A 15410-nucleotide genomic window follows, 5' to 3' on the forward strand; every position below is an offset into this window, starting at 1 on the left:
TCTTCTATCTCCTATCTTCCTTATCCAATGCTATCCTCTTTCGCCTTTTCAATATTGGTATCTTCAATAATGAAATGAGGGCGACGTTTCACTTCATAGTAAATCTTCCCGATATATTCTCCAAGAATTCCGATAAAGATTAGCTGCACCCCACTAAAGAGAATGATGGCCGCAATGGTGGTAAAATACCCACTCACATAATCCCCCTGAGAAAAGATATACTTCATCAACTCAAAAAACAAGTAGAGAATAGCCAATCCCAGACAGATAAACCCAAACTGGATACACACGCGAAGAGGGCGGTCATTAAAGGAAATAATTCCTTGAATGGCATAGTTCATAGATTTCTTAAAGCCAAACTTGCTCTTTCCAGCCTTGCGAAGTTCATTTTTATAGGGGATGACTTTCTCCTTGAAGCCAATCCATTCGTACAGACCCTTATTAAATCGATTGTATTCTGGCATGGAAATAAAAGCGTTAATAGCCTTCCGACTGAGAAGTCTGAGCTCGGATTTTCCATCCGTCAAATGAACATCCATGGAGCGGTTGGATAGGAAGTAAAATAGACGAGCAAAGGTGCTACCCACAAAGGATTCACCGTCACGAGTCCGTTGTCCACTGACGACATCGTAGCCTTCCTTGTAAGCCTCTAAAAAGAGGGGGATGAGATAGGGCGGATGTTGCAAATCTCCATCCATGACCATGACAGCATCTCCCGTCGCATACTTAAAACCAGCTAAGATACCACTCTCCCGGCCGAAGTTTCGACTAAAGCGAATATATTTGACCCGATCATTGTCTCTGGCAAGCTCTTCGATTAGCTCAAAGGTCTTATCGTTGCTCCCATCATCAATATAAAGGATTTCATAATCCGAAAGATCTTTCCCAAGCATGTCTTCCAGCTGGGCCGAAATAGCTGCATGAGTCTGAGCTAGTACTAATTCCTCATTGAGTAGTGTAATGAGTATTGATAATTTCATCCCTTTTCTCCATCTATCATTCTCCCAAAAAAGAGAGAGCTTTCGCTCTCTCCATCATACGGAAACTCTTTGTTTATTTATTAGAAATTTTGCGTTTTAAGACAATCGCACCAATGAGAACAACAACTCCCGAAATAACGAGACCAGTTGCTACGACTTCACCAGTACTTGGAAGAAGTTTCTTACGACCTCCACCAGTACCACCGCCTGGTGCTGACTCAGTAGTGTCACCAGTGGTTGGGCCACCAGGAGTTGTTGTAGTGGATGGACCACCAGTTGTTGTCGTCGTGGTGGTTGTTGGACGTCCTTCACCAGTCGTAGTTGTCGTCGAGGTTGTAGTCGTTGTTGACGTAGTTGTTGGTTCCTCAGTCGTTGTGGTCGACGTGGTTGTTGGTTCCTCAGTCGTCGTTGACGTAGTTGTTGGTTCCTCAGTCGTTGTAGTCGACGTGGTTGTTGGTTCCTCAGTTGTCGTGGTCGACGTGGTTGTGCTTGTTGTTGTTGTAGTCGTTGTAGTTGTTGTAGTTGTAGTCGTTGTTCGATCCCCACTACCGCTACCTGAAGCACTTTCCAAACGTGTCAAGGCGTTGATTGAGCGAGACTTGTCAAAATTGCTAGCTGACCATTCTAGGACATTAGCCACTTTACTTCCTTCAGGAAGTGCTGACTTCAGCTCTGTTGTGTACTCGATGTACATCGCCCAGTTCCAGTTATCCCCAAAATTAATCGTGAAACCTGTGATACCACCATCCGCATTTCTGGTAAACTCAGCTTTCTTGGTGAAGTTATCAATCGGTTCCAACTTTAGAAGAGCCGCTTCATTAGGAATCTTCTCTGGCTGAGTTGCATAACGAACAGCACGTAGAGAACCTTCTACTAAGACTTGCCCGCTATCACTGAAGTCATCCTTGATGACCATATTGTTCAACTTGTCTTGAACCGCATTCAAAACAATGCGCCATTTAATCCGATTAGGATTTTCTGGATCTTGGTAACCATACTTCATTTCATAGTCACCAGCTTCACCATCATCCTTGTTGTAGTTCAATGTGAAGTTAGTGCTACCAAATGTAAAGTAGTAAGTTCCCGTCTTTGGCAAGTTTGCTGCATTTGGACGGACATTGTACTTCAAGGTCATTACCTTATCTTTGTAATTCTCAGAGAAATAGTCTGTAAAGGTAATGGTCACCTTTTGTGTGCTTGGATCTGTCACTGCATTTGCAATTACTTCTCCGCCTTCGTGTACAATTGGAAACTCTAGCTTGGTCACCAGGCCTAGTTCTTTTGGAAGATCTAGAACCAATGTGTCACCAGCATTGATCTGCTGTGAGTCAGGGAAACTAATCTCGTTGGTTGCCTCCATCGCTTGACCAGTAGTGATCTTCGTGTCGGCAGTTAACGGTTGGTTGTCAACCTTAATTTCAGTTTTTATCGTATAACTGGTTACTTCAGTCGCAAAGACTGTCGTAAAAACTGTCAAGGATAAAACTAAAAGACTCATAAATGCTAAAACTCGCTTCACGCGTGCTTTTGTGGTCTGCATATTATGCTCCTTTATAAATTATTTGATTATTATTGTAACATATCTGTTTATAAATGCAAGATTTTTTAATTATTTTTCACTAATTGTTCAGTTTTTTGTCAATCCGATTTTATAGGAGAGCCAAAGCCTCTCAAGCACTGCAACGAAGGCCATCTCCAGCGATTCGATACCCAGCGAAAACCATCTTAATATCCATGTTTTTCATTAAGTTTTCACATACTTTCCCTGTTTTTTCTATGTTTTTTTAACCACTTTGGAAACAAAAGAGAGCGACCTATATAAAGAGAGAGTGGGACAGAAATCAGTAATTCGTTAGAATTCGATTTCGTCGTCCCACCTCCGCACAGTTGAGTAGGGCTGTAAAAGCTGATGAAATCAGCGTAGTAGAACCAACTCAACCGCTGCGTCTTGCTCGACAATCCAAAGACAATTGATAGGCTAGGACTTTTGTCCCAGCCTATCTTTAATTGTCTAATATGGGAGCATATGTTTATTGCTACTGACCAAACAGACTAGGTGTCCGCTTTTTTACTTTGCCTTCTCTAAAATATAAACGTGAGCAGACGAATACTGACTCTCCCGGTATCCTAAAGCTTCGTAACTCTCTAATAATTGATTGTATTCTTTATTTTGATCCTTTTGAGATTGAGGAAGCACAATATAATCAATTGTCGGATCCGCCTTCTTATCATTGTGATAGAAAATGTCAAAAAGCTCTTTATGTTTTCTAAGAGATGGCGTATAGGCTCCTTCAGCTAAGACTGAAGCATCCTTTGGCAAACTTCCTAAAGTCTTCTGGATTTCATCAAACATTTCTTTATTTTGACGGTAATAGCCGATATTAAAGGACCAATTATGAGTAAAGTGGTGTAGAAGACTACCAGAAAAAATAATTCCTACTATCACGATAGCTACCGTCAATTTTTCCTGTAAGATGTTATGTTCTTTCAGATCCTCTAATGCTAGAAGAGCCATGATGAAAACTAAAGCACCACTTCCATAACTATACTGGAAACCAATATCATACTGATAGGACCAATTGGACAATAAGTTAATCACTATCAGTGGAAGCACAAGAAAATAAGTCGACCAACGCCGTTGGAGTAGTCCTAAGAAACATACCGGAGCAAACATTAAGAATAAATACCCTAATCTTTTGGCAGTCAGTAGCGTACTAATGACATAGCCTGGATGGAAGAATAGATTCTTAATCACCATGAACATCCCGCTTTCCCCATTGAGCAAGAATGCGTCATACCGTGAAATCATTCCTCCCTCACCATAGGCACTCAGAAGATACATGGTAAAAACAAAATAGGCTATCGGCAAGACAATCTCCGTAAAGAGAAGCCATCTTTTTGTCTGCTTGGATAGATCAAATCGTTTTTGGAAAAGGAAGAATAAGCCCATACTCAGTACATAGATAAAAGCATCTTCTTTCACGAACAATAGTAATACGGTAGCTAGTAGAATCTTCCATTTTTGTTCCGAAATAATGAAATAGAATACCCAAAACACTAATGGAACTAAAAAGCAATTTTCATGCAGATGGAATCCCCCTGCCGTTGTCATTACTGGCAACAACAGAAACCATAAGATGGCCAAGGTATTTGTGAGATTAGAAAACTTTAATTTACGAAGGATTAATCTCAATGGGATAATCCCTGAAAAGACTACGAGTAACTGTAAAATTTCTAAGGTCTCTACATATGGGAAGAGCTTATAGAATGGCAACATTAAATAAAAGATAGGTGAAATATGGACGGCAAAATGAGAGAGCACTCTATCTCTTTCTATGGTCGTTGTCGGAGTCAAATCGTGATTCATCCGTTCAAACATTTGAGAAAAGATCCCAATATCAAACGATGACAGCTCGTTTGTCTTCACTTTGTAAACCACTACAACAGAAAGGTGAAGGACGTAGACCAGAATAAGCGAAAACACGATTGTTCGAACGATTTTTTTATGTCCCTCCAAGTAGTTATATATCGGAAATTTGAAATAAAGAATAATAAACGCAACTGAGATAATGGAGGCAATAGCAACCGGCCAGATGATTGAAAGAAATCGGGTGCTGGAAAGATCAATAGCATGAAAGCCAAGTGCTTGATCTTGAAAATTCGAGCTTCCTAAGGTTAGTAAACGCGGTGTGGCTAGCAAGATGACCGATATATACAAATAGGAGGACTTTTCTTTATTAACCCTCCCTCTTATAAACAAAATCAGAGCCAAAAGAATTAAGCCTAGAGATAAAAAGAAGGACATACTCTTATAAATAGCTATGAGGAGAGTCACACAAGAAAGAATCATCGTGATACTACGTATATCTGAGTTTGTCAACTTGTCATGTAAACAAATCAATACACCTCCCACAATAAAAAAGATTCCCACTTTTAATATGGACAAGGGAGCGAGTGTCAAAAACAGATCCTGTGGGGTCGCACTCAACAGGTCTACCGTAAGCATTGTCAAATACGCACTTATACCGCACATAATAGCATAATCCGTTTTCACAAACAAATCGCTAAAAACTTTTTTCATCATAAAATTCCTCCAACTTATATTTTATCATAATTTTATACTTCAAACCTTGTTTGGACTAATATCTTTGTAGTCTATCCAACCATTTGATACCTTTGATTTTCATCAGCAGTCCGATCAAGGTTCACAGTGTCGTCTTTGCATACAAAAACCGTTAACCAAAAAGCTAACGGTTTAAGTTAATCTGTCACCTCAGTGATCAATCCTGTATCGACATCATAGACAGCTCCTGAGATAATGACATCGTCTGGAATCAGCGGTGAGGCTTTTAATAGAGCGACATCTTCTCGGACGCTCTCGTAGATATCTTGAAAGGGTAGGAAGTCTTGGTCTCCGACATCAACTCCCAGTTCCTTCTTCAGATGCTGACGGAAGCCTTCATTCTCAAAGGTTTGCGCTCCACAGTCTGTGTGGTGCAAGACGACGATTTCTCGAGTCCCCATCTGTTGCTGCGAGATGACCAAGGAACGAATCATGTCCTCTGTCACGCGCCCCCCTGCATTCCGCAAAATATGGGCATCCCCCAGAGCAAGACCTAGTGCCGGTGCGACGTGAAGACGAGAGTCCATACAGGTCACAATGGCCACTTGCGTTTTCGGTTTGATCGGGAGATGAAGGTCTCCGTGCAATTCAACATAGGCTTGATTGGCTTTTAAAAAATTCTCAAAATAGGACATAAGAACTTCCTTTCTGGTTGGTAAAATAGTTTGAACACCAAATTATTTACTCTCTATCTTACCATCTTTTTCCCAGATTGTCAGTTGTCAGCCTACATGAAAAAGAGAGTGGGACAGAAATCGGTAATTCGTTAGAATTCGATTTCGTCGTCCCACCTCCGCACAGTTGAGTAGGGCTGTAAAAGCTGATGAAATCAGCGTAGTAGAGCCCACTCAACCACTGCGTCTTGCTCGATAATCCAAATACAATTGAGAGGCTAGGACTTTTGTCCCAGCCTCTTTTATGCATTATGATCGTCTTGGTAAATAGCGATTCAGCAAGCCAGCAAAGGTCTGAAGGTTGAGACTTTGAACATAGATCTCACCAGTCCCTCTAAATGTATTGACTACTCCCTCACCTGTTCCGATTGATTGCCAGAAACCATTTTCCAAATGAATACGATAATCCAAAGACTGGCTCCAAGCAACGACATGGGCATTATCGATGGTGATTTCTTGATTGTTCAGCTCAATTTTTTTAATAGAGCCGTATGCATTCACCAAGAGAGTCCCTTGTCCTTGGGTCGTCATGACGAAGAATCCTCCCTGACCACCAAAAAGAGCCTTACCGATTGATTGGAACTCCATTGTATAGAAGGCCGTGCCATCAAGGGCTAGAAAAGCACCATCGTTCAATCGATACTGCTTTTCACCCAAATACAGTGGTACAACCTGACCTGGTGAGTCAGGTGCCAATGCTAGGTAAGCATTATTAGACTGGGCAAAAACCTGGGTGATAAAAGTACTTTCACCCGAAACCATTGACCGTCCAACTGCTTTTACAAAGCGTCCCACACCAGAGCCACTTGCATTTAATTTGGTGTTGAGGGTCACATTAGGTGTATGGTAGACCATACTCCCCCGCTGAATATAGACAGTCTCACCTTGATTGAGAGATAACTCGACCAATGGGAATTGCACATTGTTGTCTGTAAAAAATTGCATGATAATTAACCCCTATCCTTAAGTAAGTATAGACAAAGTATAGCACAGGAAAAATCTTTTCGCAAACGATTTCAAACTCTGGTTAAGAAAAAACTTTTTTCAAAACTTCCCCTACAGTGGAGACTGCTATCACTTGAATACCATCTGGGATTGTGATGCCTTGGAGAGAATTTTTTGGCGCATAAATCTTAGTGAAACCAAGTTTAGCCGCTTCGTTGATCCGTTGCTCAATCCGAGTCACTCGACGAATCTCCCCAGTCAAGCCAATCTCACCGATAAAGGCCTCTTGAGGATTGGTTGGAAGCTCCTTGTAGCTGGAAGCAATGGCCACCGCTACGGCTAGGTCAATGGCTGGTTCGTCCAGTTTGACACCACCAGCTGACTTGAGATAGGCATCCTGATTTTGAAGAAGAAGTCCGCAACGTTTCTCTAAAACAGCCATGATGAGGCTGACCCGATTAAAGTCAAGACCTGTCGTCGTCCGCTTGGCATTTCCAAAAACAGTTGGGGTCACCAAGGCCTGGACCTCCGCCAAGATTGGTCTACTTCCTTCCATGGTAACGACAATGGCAGAACCAGTAGCCCCGTCCAAACGCTCTTCCAGAAAGACCTGACTAGGATTGAGGACTTCGACCAACCCACCTGATTGCATCTCGAAAATCCCAATTTCATTGGTGGATCCAAACCGGTTCTTGACCGCTCTCAGGATCCGGAAGGTATGGTGGCGCTCCCCTTCAAAGTAGAGCACTGTATCCACCATGTGCTCCAACATCCGAGGACCTGCCAAGGTTCCTTCCTTGGTCACATGGCCAACGATGAAGATGGCGATATTATTGGTCTTAGCCAGCTGCATGAGCTCTGCCGTCACTTCCCGCACCTGAGAAACTGATCCCTGCACCCCTGAAATCTCAGGAGACATAATAGTCTGGATAGAGTCAATGATAAGGAAGTTAGGCTGGAGGCGCTCCACTTCTGCTCGCACGCTTTGCATATTGGTCTCCGCATAGAGATAAAACTCACTGTCAATATCCCCCAAGCGCTCTGCTCGAAGTTTGATTTGCTGGGCTGACTCCTCGCCACTTACGTAGAGGACCGTTCCCACTTGAGATAGTTGGGTCGATACTTGTAAGAGGAGAGTCGATTTACCAATTCCAGGATCTCCACCGATGAGGACCAGACTTCCTGGGACGACACCGCCTCCAAGGACGCGGTTGAATTCTTCCATCTCCGTCTTAGTCCGATGGACATTGATGGAGGTCACATCCGCTAGTTTCATGGGTTTAGTCTTTTCACCCGTCAAGGACACTCGTGCATTCTTGACCTCTGCGACCTCGACCTCCTCGACAAAAGAAGACCAAGAGCCACAGTTGGGACAGCGCCCTAGATACTTGGGTGAGTTATAAGCACAATTTTGACAAATAAATGTCGTTTTTTTCTTAGCGATACGATACCTCTTTCTAAATCTCTATCTCACACTCAATCACTTGGCAAAAATCAATCTTCTCATTTAGCACAAATTGGCGCATCAGCATTCCGTGAGTTACAATGATAATAGTTTTATAATTTTTATATTTTTCCAAAGTTCTTAAAAAACGACGACGCATCTCCAGAGCAGTTTCATAGCGACAAGGTGAATCTTCAGGTAAACCTCCTTGATGTTTTAGATAATATTCATGAGCTACCAATACACTAGTTAAATCAGAGTTAGTGCCATCTAAGTCTGGACGCCACTCATGAAAAAACGGCTCCACAAATAAGTCCAATCCTGTTTCAACTGCTATATAATGTGCTGTTTCTAAAGCCCTCGTCACAGACGATGAAATAATAATCTCTGCCTTTCCAAAACATGAAGTTTTAGCAACTTCTTTTGCCAGACAGCGACCTTTTCCTGTCAACGGTGCTAAATCACGGCCAAAACCACTATAGAGTTGTGGATTTTCAAGATTATCAAGCATACTATAATCTGGCTCTCCATGACGCACAAAGATAATCTTCATCCTAGTGCCCTGTCGACCCAAATCCACCAGTCCGCACGCCGTCTGCTTCATCCCCATCTGCGATTAAAAATGGTGCAAAGACAGCCTGAACCACACGTTCGCCGACTTCAAGAACCACTTCCTGGTCGGTAATGTTTTTCATCTGAGCAAAGATATGGCCTTCATTTCCAGGGTTTCCATAGTAATCACCATCAATGACACCAACCGAGTTGATCAAGACTAGACCCTTCTTACGAGGGTTTGAAGAACGATCATAGAGGTAGAGAACCTCTGTCGGTTGCATATAAGCCTTGACTCCTGTTGGCACGAGGACGATCTCTCCTGGCGCAATCACCGTGCGTTCTGCTACCTTTAAATCGTAGCCAGCTGCGTGGGCTGTCTCCCGTTTTGGAAGCAAGTCTTGATTAGTATAGATTGATACAAGTTCAAATCCACGAATTTTTGTCATCATAATTCCTCTTTCATTCTAAATAGTTTCCATCTCTTCTATTATACCATCACTTTGGCCTAGCGTCTCCCCTATACTACTATTCGTATTTTTTCTGACAAAGACACAAAAGCCCCCTCAAACGAGGAGACTTTTGCAGGAGATTATATGAAAAAAGTAAACTGTATCAAACAAAGTTAGGAGGTCTTTGTTGATGAGACTAGTTTACCTCTTTCTCCTTAAAAAATCCTAAAGAGTTTACAATTCTTGTAAAAGATAGCGGAAGAGTTCGAGATTGCCTTTTTCTTCTTTGACTAGGAACTCTGGATGCCATTGCAAGCCGATGATGCGATGACCGTCCACTGCTTCGATGGCTTCAATGGTCTGATCTCGTGGGTCAATGGCTGTCACTCGAAAGTTAGGTGCCAAGTCCTTGATGCTTTGGCGATGAACAGAATTGATCTGGCTGGCTTTCCCAAAGAGTCGCTCCACCACACTGCCTTTTTTGGTCTCAATTGAATGAGAAGTCCCAAAAGGGAGGCCCTGCCAGTGCCCTTCTACTTCTTGATGGAGAGTCCCACCAAAGGCAACATTGACCAACTGAACGCCACGACAGATAGCTAGGACGGGCTTGTTTTGACGGACCGCTTCTTTTAGCAAGGCCAATTCAAACTGATCGCGCTCGAGATTGTAGTCATCACTTTCGACGGTGATCTCTTCGCCATAAAAGCTAGGATGGACATTTTGCCCTCCACTGAGGATGAGCTTGTCCACTGTTTCGATATAATCCTTGGCAAAAGATGGGTCTCCCACTGGGATGACCATAGGAAGGCCACCTACTTGCTTAATGGTTTCCGCAAATTTACAAGATACAGACGAATGGATATTTTTCCCATCTGGATCCACTGCACATAGATTGGCAGAGACTCCAACAATCGTTCTACACATGGCCTTCCCTCCTTTGATATTTCTATTCCCTATTTTATCATCCCACCCTTAGAGCGTCTAATATGTATTTTTTAAGGACCTGATAAATATTTTTTATCACCCAAATCAAAAAAACAGGCTTGTCTAGCAAGGCTAGAACAAAACCTGTTTTAGAGATTAATTCTCACGTTTTTTGTAAACCAAGGCACTTCCAGCAACCGCCAATGCGAGTCCTGTAGCCACTAGTCCCTCGCTCACTGTTTCACCTGTAGAAGGAAGAGTATGTTCCTTCTCTTCTTTTGGTTGACTTCCAGAAGGCTTATCACCTTTTGGTTTATCTGTTGATGGGGTAGTTGGTGGAGTAGTTGGTGGAGTCGGAGGTGTCGGAGGAGTTAGTTCATTAACTACATTTCCTTTATCTACAACCAAGTCTGTAGCTTGTACATAGTCTTCCGCTGTGACAGTGATTGGATTCGTTGATAGTTGGTAACCAGCTGGAGCAGTCAATTCTTTCACTACATAATCCTTAGCCTCAAAGCCTACAAAGCTTACAAGACCATTAGCATCGGATGTCGCTGTCGCTTGACCTTCGCCATATGGGTTGGCAACTGGAGTGCTACCATCCGCTTCAAAGAGTCCAAAGACAGCTCCCGCTAAAGCTCGACCTTCACCATTCACCTTGTGAAGCTGAATGGTATAAAGCTTCAATTCTGGTTTCTCAACTACCGGTGGAGTTGGTGGAATAGCAGTGAATGGTTTATTGACAACTTTACCTTGATCAAGTACTTGATTGGTTGAGGCAATCAATTGATTAGATGAAACAGTAATCGCTTCTTCAGAAAGTTGGTATCCTTCTGGAGCAGTGATTTCTTTCACTACATAATCCTTGGCTTCAAGCCCTGTAAAGGTAACGAGACCATTGGCATCTGATGTCGCTGTCGCTTGACCTTCACCATATGGATTAGCTACTGGTGTCACACCATCTGCTTCAAAGAGTCCAAAGACTGCTCCTGCCAAGGCTTTGCCTTCATTGTTAACTTTGTGCAATTGAATGCTGTAGAGAGTCAATTCTGGTTTCTCAACAACTGGCGGAGTTGGTGGGATTTCAGTAAACGGTTGGTTCACCACATTTCCTTTATCCACTACCAAATCTGACGCAGCGCTCAATTCTGTTGCAGAGACAGCTATTGAAGCTGTTGAAAGTTGGTAACCTTCTGGTGCTGTCAATTCTTTCACTACATAATCCTTAGCCTCAAAGCCTACAAAGCTTACAAGACCATTAGCATCGGATGTCGCTGTCGCTTGACCTTCGCCATATGGGTTGGCAACTGGAGTGCTACCATCCGCTTCAAAGAGTCCAAAGACAGCTCCCGCTAAAGCTCGACCTTCACCATTCACCTTGTGAAGCTGAATCGTATAAAGCTTAGCTTCTGGTTTTTCAACGACTGGTGGAGTTGGTGGGATTTCACTTGTGACAAAGGTATTGGTGAAGGATGTCTTCGCACCATACGCCACTGTAGCCTTGATGGTATTGCTTGCATCATCTTTCGTAACAGTTACTGTCACTTCGATGCTCGCTTGATCGTAGGTCATTCCTTTTTCTTGAGATTGAGGGATTACTTCCTTAATCGTGTAGTGGAAAGTTTTTCCTGCATCTTCTTGTGAATAAGAAATTTCGTCAAATGCTACAGAACCATCTGCTGCATTTTGTTTTGTTTGAAGAACTTCTCCAGCTTCATCCAACAAGTTAAAACTGAATTCGCCATCTTTTAGGTCACGACCTTCTAAAATCTTGCTAGCTGAAATCTGAGCTTTTGCTGGACTTGGAGCTGAGTAAGTATTTGCAAAGACCTTGCTTTCTGGATAGACAACTGTTGCTTTTAGGTTGTCTCCATCTTTAGTTACCTGAACGGTTACTTGTTTTTCGGCTGTATCGTATGTGATACCTGGTACGTTCCCCTTTACTTCCTTCACAGTGTAAGTGTGTTCACCTTCTTCTGTGTAAGAGATAGCATCAAAGGTTACTTTGCCAGATTTGTTGGTAACAGTTTGAAGTTTGTTTGCACCTTCGTACAATTCAAAGCTAAACTCACCGTCTACCAAGTCACGACCTGTCAACTCTTTCGTCAACTCAATTGTTGCAGTTGTTGCGTTTGGTGTGAAGGCATTGGTAAATGTTTTGTTTTCTGGATAGACGACTTCTGCCTTCAAGGCATTTCCATCACGAGTAACTTTAACAGTCACTTGTTTTTCAGCTGTGTCGTAAGCAATAGTGGCATTATCGCCTTTGACCTCTTTCACAGTGTAAGTGTGTTCACCTTCTGCTGTGTAAGAGATAGCATCAAAGGTTACTTTGCCAGATTTGTTGGTAACAGTTTGAAGCTTGTTAGTACCTTCGTACAATTCAAAGCTAAACTCACCGTCTACCAAGTCACGACCTGTCAACTCTTTCGTCAACTCAATTGTTGCAGTTGTTGCGTTTGGTGTGAAGGCATTGGTAAATGTTTTGCTTTCTGGATAGACGACTTCTGCCTTCAAGGCATCTCCGTCACGAGTAACCTTAACAGTCACTTGTTTTTCAGAAGCATCGTAAGTAATTGTAGCATTATCCCCTTTGACCTCTTTCACAGTGTAAGTGTGTTCACCTTCTGCTGTGTAAGAGATTGATTCAAAGGTTACTTTGCCAGATTTGTTGGTGACAGTTTGAAGTTTGTTTGCACCTTCGTACAATTCAAAGCTAAACTCACCGTCTACCAAGTCACGACCTGTTAGGGCCTTATCTAATTCAATGACCGCACTGGTTGGTGTCGGTTCTTTGACAATTTTCTTATTTGTAACTGTTTTAAGGGCTGTTTTTGTTGTTCCAAAATCTTCTGCTTTGACATCAATTGGAGTAGCATCCAATTCATATCCTTCTGGAGCTTTTGTTTCAACTAATTGGTAAGCTGTGTTCAACAAGCCACCAATACTTGCTTCTCCTTTTGCATTGGTTGTCAACTTACCGACAACTGCACCTGTTGCAACACGGATCACGTTAAATTCAGCACCTGCTAAAGCAGTGTTTTCATCCTGGCTATCAACTTTCTTGAGGTTGATGGAGAAGGTATATCCTTGGGCTTCCCCACCAGCAGTTTGATAAACGAATGGGTTGCTCTTAGTTTCAACAACTTTTTTTGCATTCAAAGTTACATTGTTGAGGAACTTTTCCCCATTTGCAGGGGTATAAGGAATCTTCACCTTATAGACAATCGAGTAACCTTCACCTTGGGCTACATTTCCCAAGCTAACCTTGAAACTCTTCTTATCTGCTCCAAACTCAACTGGTAAAGAGACAACTTGCCCGTTTTTCAATTCTAATTTATGCGAACTGTTAACGGCCCAATTCCCTTTTTTAATCACAAAGGAATCTTCTACATAGTTCATTCCTTCTGTTTGCAATTGGTCAGTCACAACTGTCTCTGTTAAAGGCGCTTTCGCGGCATTGACACGTACTTCATATTGACGAGTGATGCTGCCATCTGCTAAGGTTTCTGTCCCCCAGCTAACCTTATCCAAGGTCTTTTCAGCATTCCCTGGGTCAACTACAAAGTCAACTTTTCCTACAGGGACAGGATTGTTGTCCACGTTCAAGGTGATAGGTACCTTGCTTGGAGATGCAGTTGCAGGCTCTACCCGAACTGCAAAGAACATGCTTCCTGAAATATTTGATTTCGTTTCCACATAACCTTCATAAGTCAAGGTGATGGTTTTATTTGCAGCATTAATGACTGCTTTTGCAACCACTGATTGACCATCCGGACTCATTACATCAAATGTTTGATCCGAAATAAATTTTAGATTCTGAGGGAGGGTAATAACCGCTTGATCCCCAGATTTGACCCCGTTCGGAACATTGAAAGTTAGATCAACCTTAATGTCTGTGTACTGGTCCACGGGTGACTTAGCAGGTGTGATCGTTTTACTTGTAATCTGGATCTTTCCTGTTGTGCCATCCGCATGGGCCGACCGAATTTTGGACAAACCAAAGACACTAGCTAAAACTAATACTAAGGTCAGTATTATTTTTAAGCTTTTTTTCATCATAAACTCCTTTTCTTTTTTGTTTCTCCCGTATATCACTAGCTAGAGTAATATACGAAAGCAATATTACCATATTCAGAATATAAATGCAAGAATAATTTACTAAAATTACTAACATTTTTTCAGTTATCATATTATTTGCTTTTCCTATGAAATTCAGCTAGATTCCAAAGCTTTTTTCTCTATAGTATGGTAAAATAGAAATGAAATCTTCACAAAGGAGAATGCTATGGATAAACAAACCGTTGCGGTCATTGGTCCAGGTTCTTGGGGAACTGCCCTTTCTCAAGTCCTCCACGATAATGGCCATGAAGTACGGATCTGGGGAAATGTCCCAGAACAAATCGACGAAATCAATCAAGAACATACCAACAAACGCTACTTTAAGGATGTCCTTCTAGATCCAGGGATCAAAGCCTACCACGATCTGAATGAAGCCCTTTCTGGTACGGATGCGGTCCTCTTTGTCGTTCCAACCAAGGTGACACGACTCGTTGCCAAGCAAGTAGCTGAACTCTTGGACCATCCTGTCAAGGTCATGCACGCGTCCAAAGGACTAGAACCAAATAGTCACAAACGGATTTCTCAAATCTTAGAAGAGGAAATCCCTGCTTCTCTACGTAGCGAGATTGTGGTTGTGTCTGGGCCAAGTCACGCTGAAGAAACCATCGTTCGCGATATCACTCTGATCACAGCGGCTTCTAAAGATTTAGAAACAGCTCGTTATGTTCAAGAACTCTTCAGCAACCACTACTTCCGCCTCTATACCAATACAGATGTGATTGGGGTAGAGACAGCTGGAGCTTTGAAAAATATTATCGCTGTTGGTGCTGGAGCCCTCCATGGACTCGGCTTTGGGGACAATGCCAAGGCTGCCATCATCACACGTGGACTAGCTGAAATTACCCGTCTAGGTGTTAAACTAGGTGCCAGCCCCTTAACCTATAGTGGACTATCCGGAGTTGGGGACCTGATCGTGACAGGGACTTCCATCCACTCTCGGAACTGGCGAGCTGGGGATGCCCTCGGTCGCGGTGAAAAACTGGAAGATATCGAAGCCAACATGGGCATGATCATCGAAGGGATTTCAACCACTAAGGCTGCCTACGAACTGGCTCAAGAGCTAGACGTCTACATGCCAATCACACAAGCCATCTACCAAGTAATTTATGAAGGGCAAGATATTCGTGAAGCCATCAACTTCATGATGAGCAACGAATTTAAAGAAGAAAATGAGTGGAACTAAGGAATTCTTCC

At 42.6% G+C, this 15410-nt stretch carries 11 protein-coding genes; 1 reads left to right on the forward strand and 10 read right to left on the reverse strand.

Going from position 1 to position 15410, the window contains the following annotated elements:
* Positions 1-20 precede the first annotated feature (20 nt).
* The 10 genes from DW738_RS06980 to DW738_RS07035 form a co-directional block, all read right to left on the reverse strand.
* Positions 21-980, reverse strand: coding sequence for a glycosyltransferase family 2 protein (locus DW738_RS06980; protein ID WP_123160673.1), 960 nt, complete (start codon positions 978-980; stop codon positions 21-23).
* A 73-nt stretch (positions 981-1053) separates the two neighbouring features.
* A complete protein-coding gene (locus tag DW738_RS06985) occupies positions 1054-2520 on the reverse strand; it encodes an LPXTG cell wall anchor domain-containing protein (protein ID WP_123160674.1) in 1467 nt (488 codons plus the stop codon).
* Between the two features lie 528 nt (positions 2521-3048).
* The gene (locus tag DW738_RS06995; RefSeq protein ID WP_243634253.1) at positions 3049-5064 is read right to left on the reverse strand and encodes a DUF2079 domain-containing protein; all 2016 of its coding nucleotides are present in this window, start codon (positions 5062-5064) and stop codon (positions 3049-3051) included.
* A 176-nt stretch (positions 5065-5240) separates the two neighbouring features.
* Entirely contained in the window at positions 5241-5738 is a 498-nt protein-coding gene (locus DW738_RS07000) for a carbonic anhydrase (RefSeq protein WP_023024580.1), read from the reverse strand.
* Between the two features lie 288 nt (positions 5739-6026).
* Positions 6027-6722 carry a TIGR00266 family protein gene (locus tag DW738_RS07010; RefSeq protein WP_023024583.1) on the reverse strand — a complete coding sequence of 232 codons (696 nt, stop codon included), beginning with the start codon at positions 6720-6722 and terminating at the stop codon, positions 6027-6029.
* A gap of 82 nt (positions 6723-6804) precedes the next feature.
* Positions 6805-8166: a DNA repair protein RadA gene (radA, locus tag DW738_RS07015; protein WP_120701523.1), complete on the reverse strand. Its 1362-nt coding sequence runs from the start codon at positions 8164-8166 to the stop codon at positions 6805-6807.
* A gap of 13 nt (positions 8167-8179) precedes the next feature.
* Complete coding sequence (locus DW738_RS07020) at positions 8180-8719, reverse strand: histidine phosphatase family protein (RefSeq protein WP_123160675.1); 540 nt, start codon at positions 8717-8719, stop codon at positions 8180-8182.
* A 1-nt stretch (position 8720) separates the two neighbouring features.
* Positions 8721-9167 (reverse strand): dUTP diphosphatase, encoded by a 447-nt coding sequence (locus DW738_RS07025; protein ID WP_042507531.1) that lies wholly within the window; start codon positions 9165-9167, stop codon positions 8721-8723.
* A 237-nt stretch (positions 9168-9404) separates the two neighbouring features.
* Entirely contained in the window at positions 9405-10094 is a 690-nt protein-coding gene (locus DW738_RS07030; RefSeq protein ID WP_023027333.1) for a gamma-glutamyl-gamma-aminobutyrate hydrolase family protein, read from the reverse strand.
* 156 nt (positions 10095-10250) lie between these two features.
* Positions 10251-14153: an FctA domain-containing protein gene (locus DW738_RS07035; protein WP_165852130.1), complete on the reverse strand. Its 3903-nt coding sequence runs from the start codon at positions 14151-14153 to the stop codon at positions 10251-10253.
* Positions 14154-14382: 229 nt separating this feature from the next.
* On the opposite strand from DW738_RS07035, the gene DW738_RS07040 reads away from it, so the two are divergent.
* On the forward strand, positions 14383-15399 hold the full coding sequence (locus DW738_RS07040; protein ID WP_123160677.1) for an NAD(P)H-dependent glycerol-3-phosphate dehydrogenase: 1017 nt from the start codon (positions 14383-14385) through the stop codon (positions 15397-15399).
* Positions 15400-15410 lie beyond the last annotated feature (11 nt).

Source organism: Streptococcus sp. AM28-20 (assembly GCF_003603595.1).
Lineage (GTDB): Bacteria > Bacillota > Bacilli > Lactobacillales > Streptococcaceae > Streptococcus > Streptococcus ilei.

Coding starts and splice junctions, on each gene's coding strand:
- DW738_RS07040 (WP_123160677.1), top strand. CDS start 14,383: ATGGATAAACAAACCGTTGCGGTCATTGGTCCAGGTTCTTGGGGAACT.
- DW738_RS07035 (WP_165852130.1), bottom strand. CDS start 14,153: ATGAAAAAAAGCTTAAAAATAATACTGACCTTAGTATTAGTTTTAGCT.
- DW738_RS06985 (WP_123160674.1), bottom strand. CDS start 2,520: ATGCAGACCACAAAAGCACGCGTGAAGCGAGTTTTAGCATTTATGAGT.
- DW738_RS07020 (WP_123160675.1), bottom strand. CDS start 8,719: ATGAAGATTATCTTTGTGCGTCATGGAGAGCCAGATTATAGTATGCTT.
- DW738_RS07025 (WP_042507531.1), bottom strand. CDS start 9,167: ATGACAAAAATTCGTGGATTTGAACTTGTATCAATCTATACTAATCAA.
- DW738_RS07000 (WP_023024580.1), bottom strand. CDS start 5,738: ATGTCCTATTTTGAGAATTTTTTAAAAGCCAATCAAGCCTATGTTGAA.
- DW738_RS07030 (WP_023027333.1), bottom strand. CDS start 10,094: ATGTGTAGAACGATTGTTGGAGTCTCTGCCAATCTATGTGCAGTGGAT.
- DW738_RS06995 (WP_243634253.1), bottom strand. CDS start 5,064: ATGATGAAAAAAGTTTTTAGCGATTTGTTTGTGAAAACGGATTATGCT.
- DW738_RS06980 (WP_123160673.1), bottom strand. CDS start 980: ATGAAATTATCAATACTCATTACACTACTCAATGAGGAATTAGTACTA.
- DW738_RS07010 (WP_023024583.1), bottom strand. CDS start 6,722: ATGCAATTTTTTACAGACAACAATGTGCAATTCCCATTGGTCGAGTTA.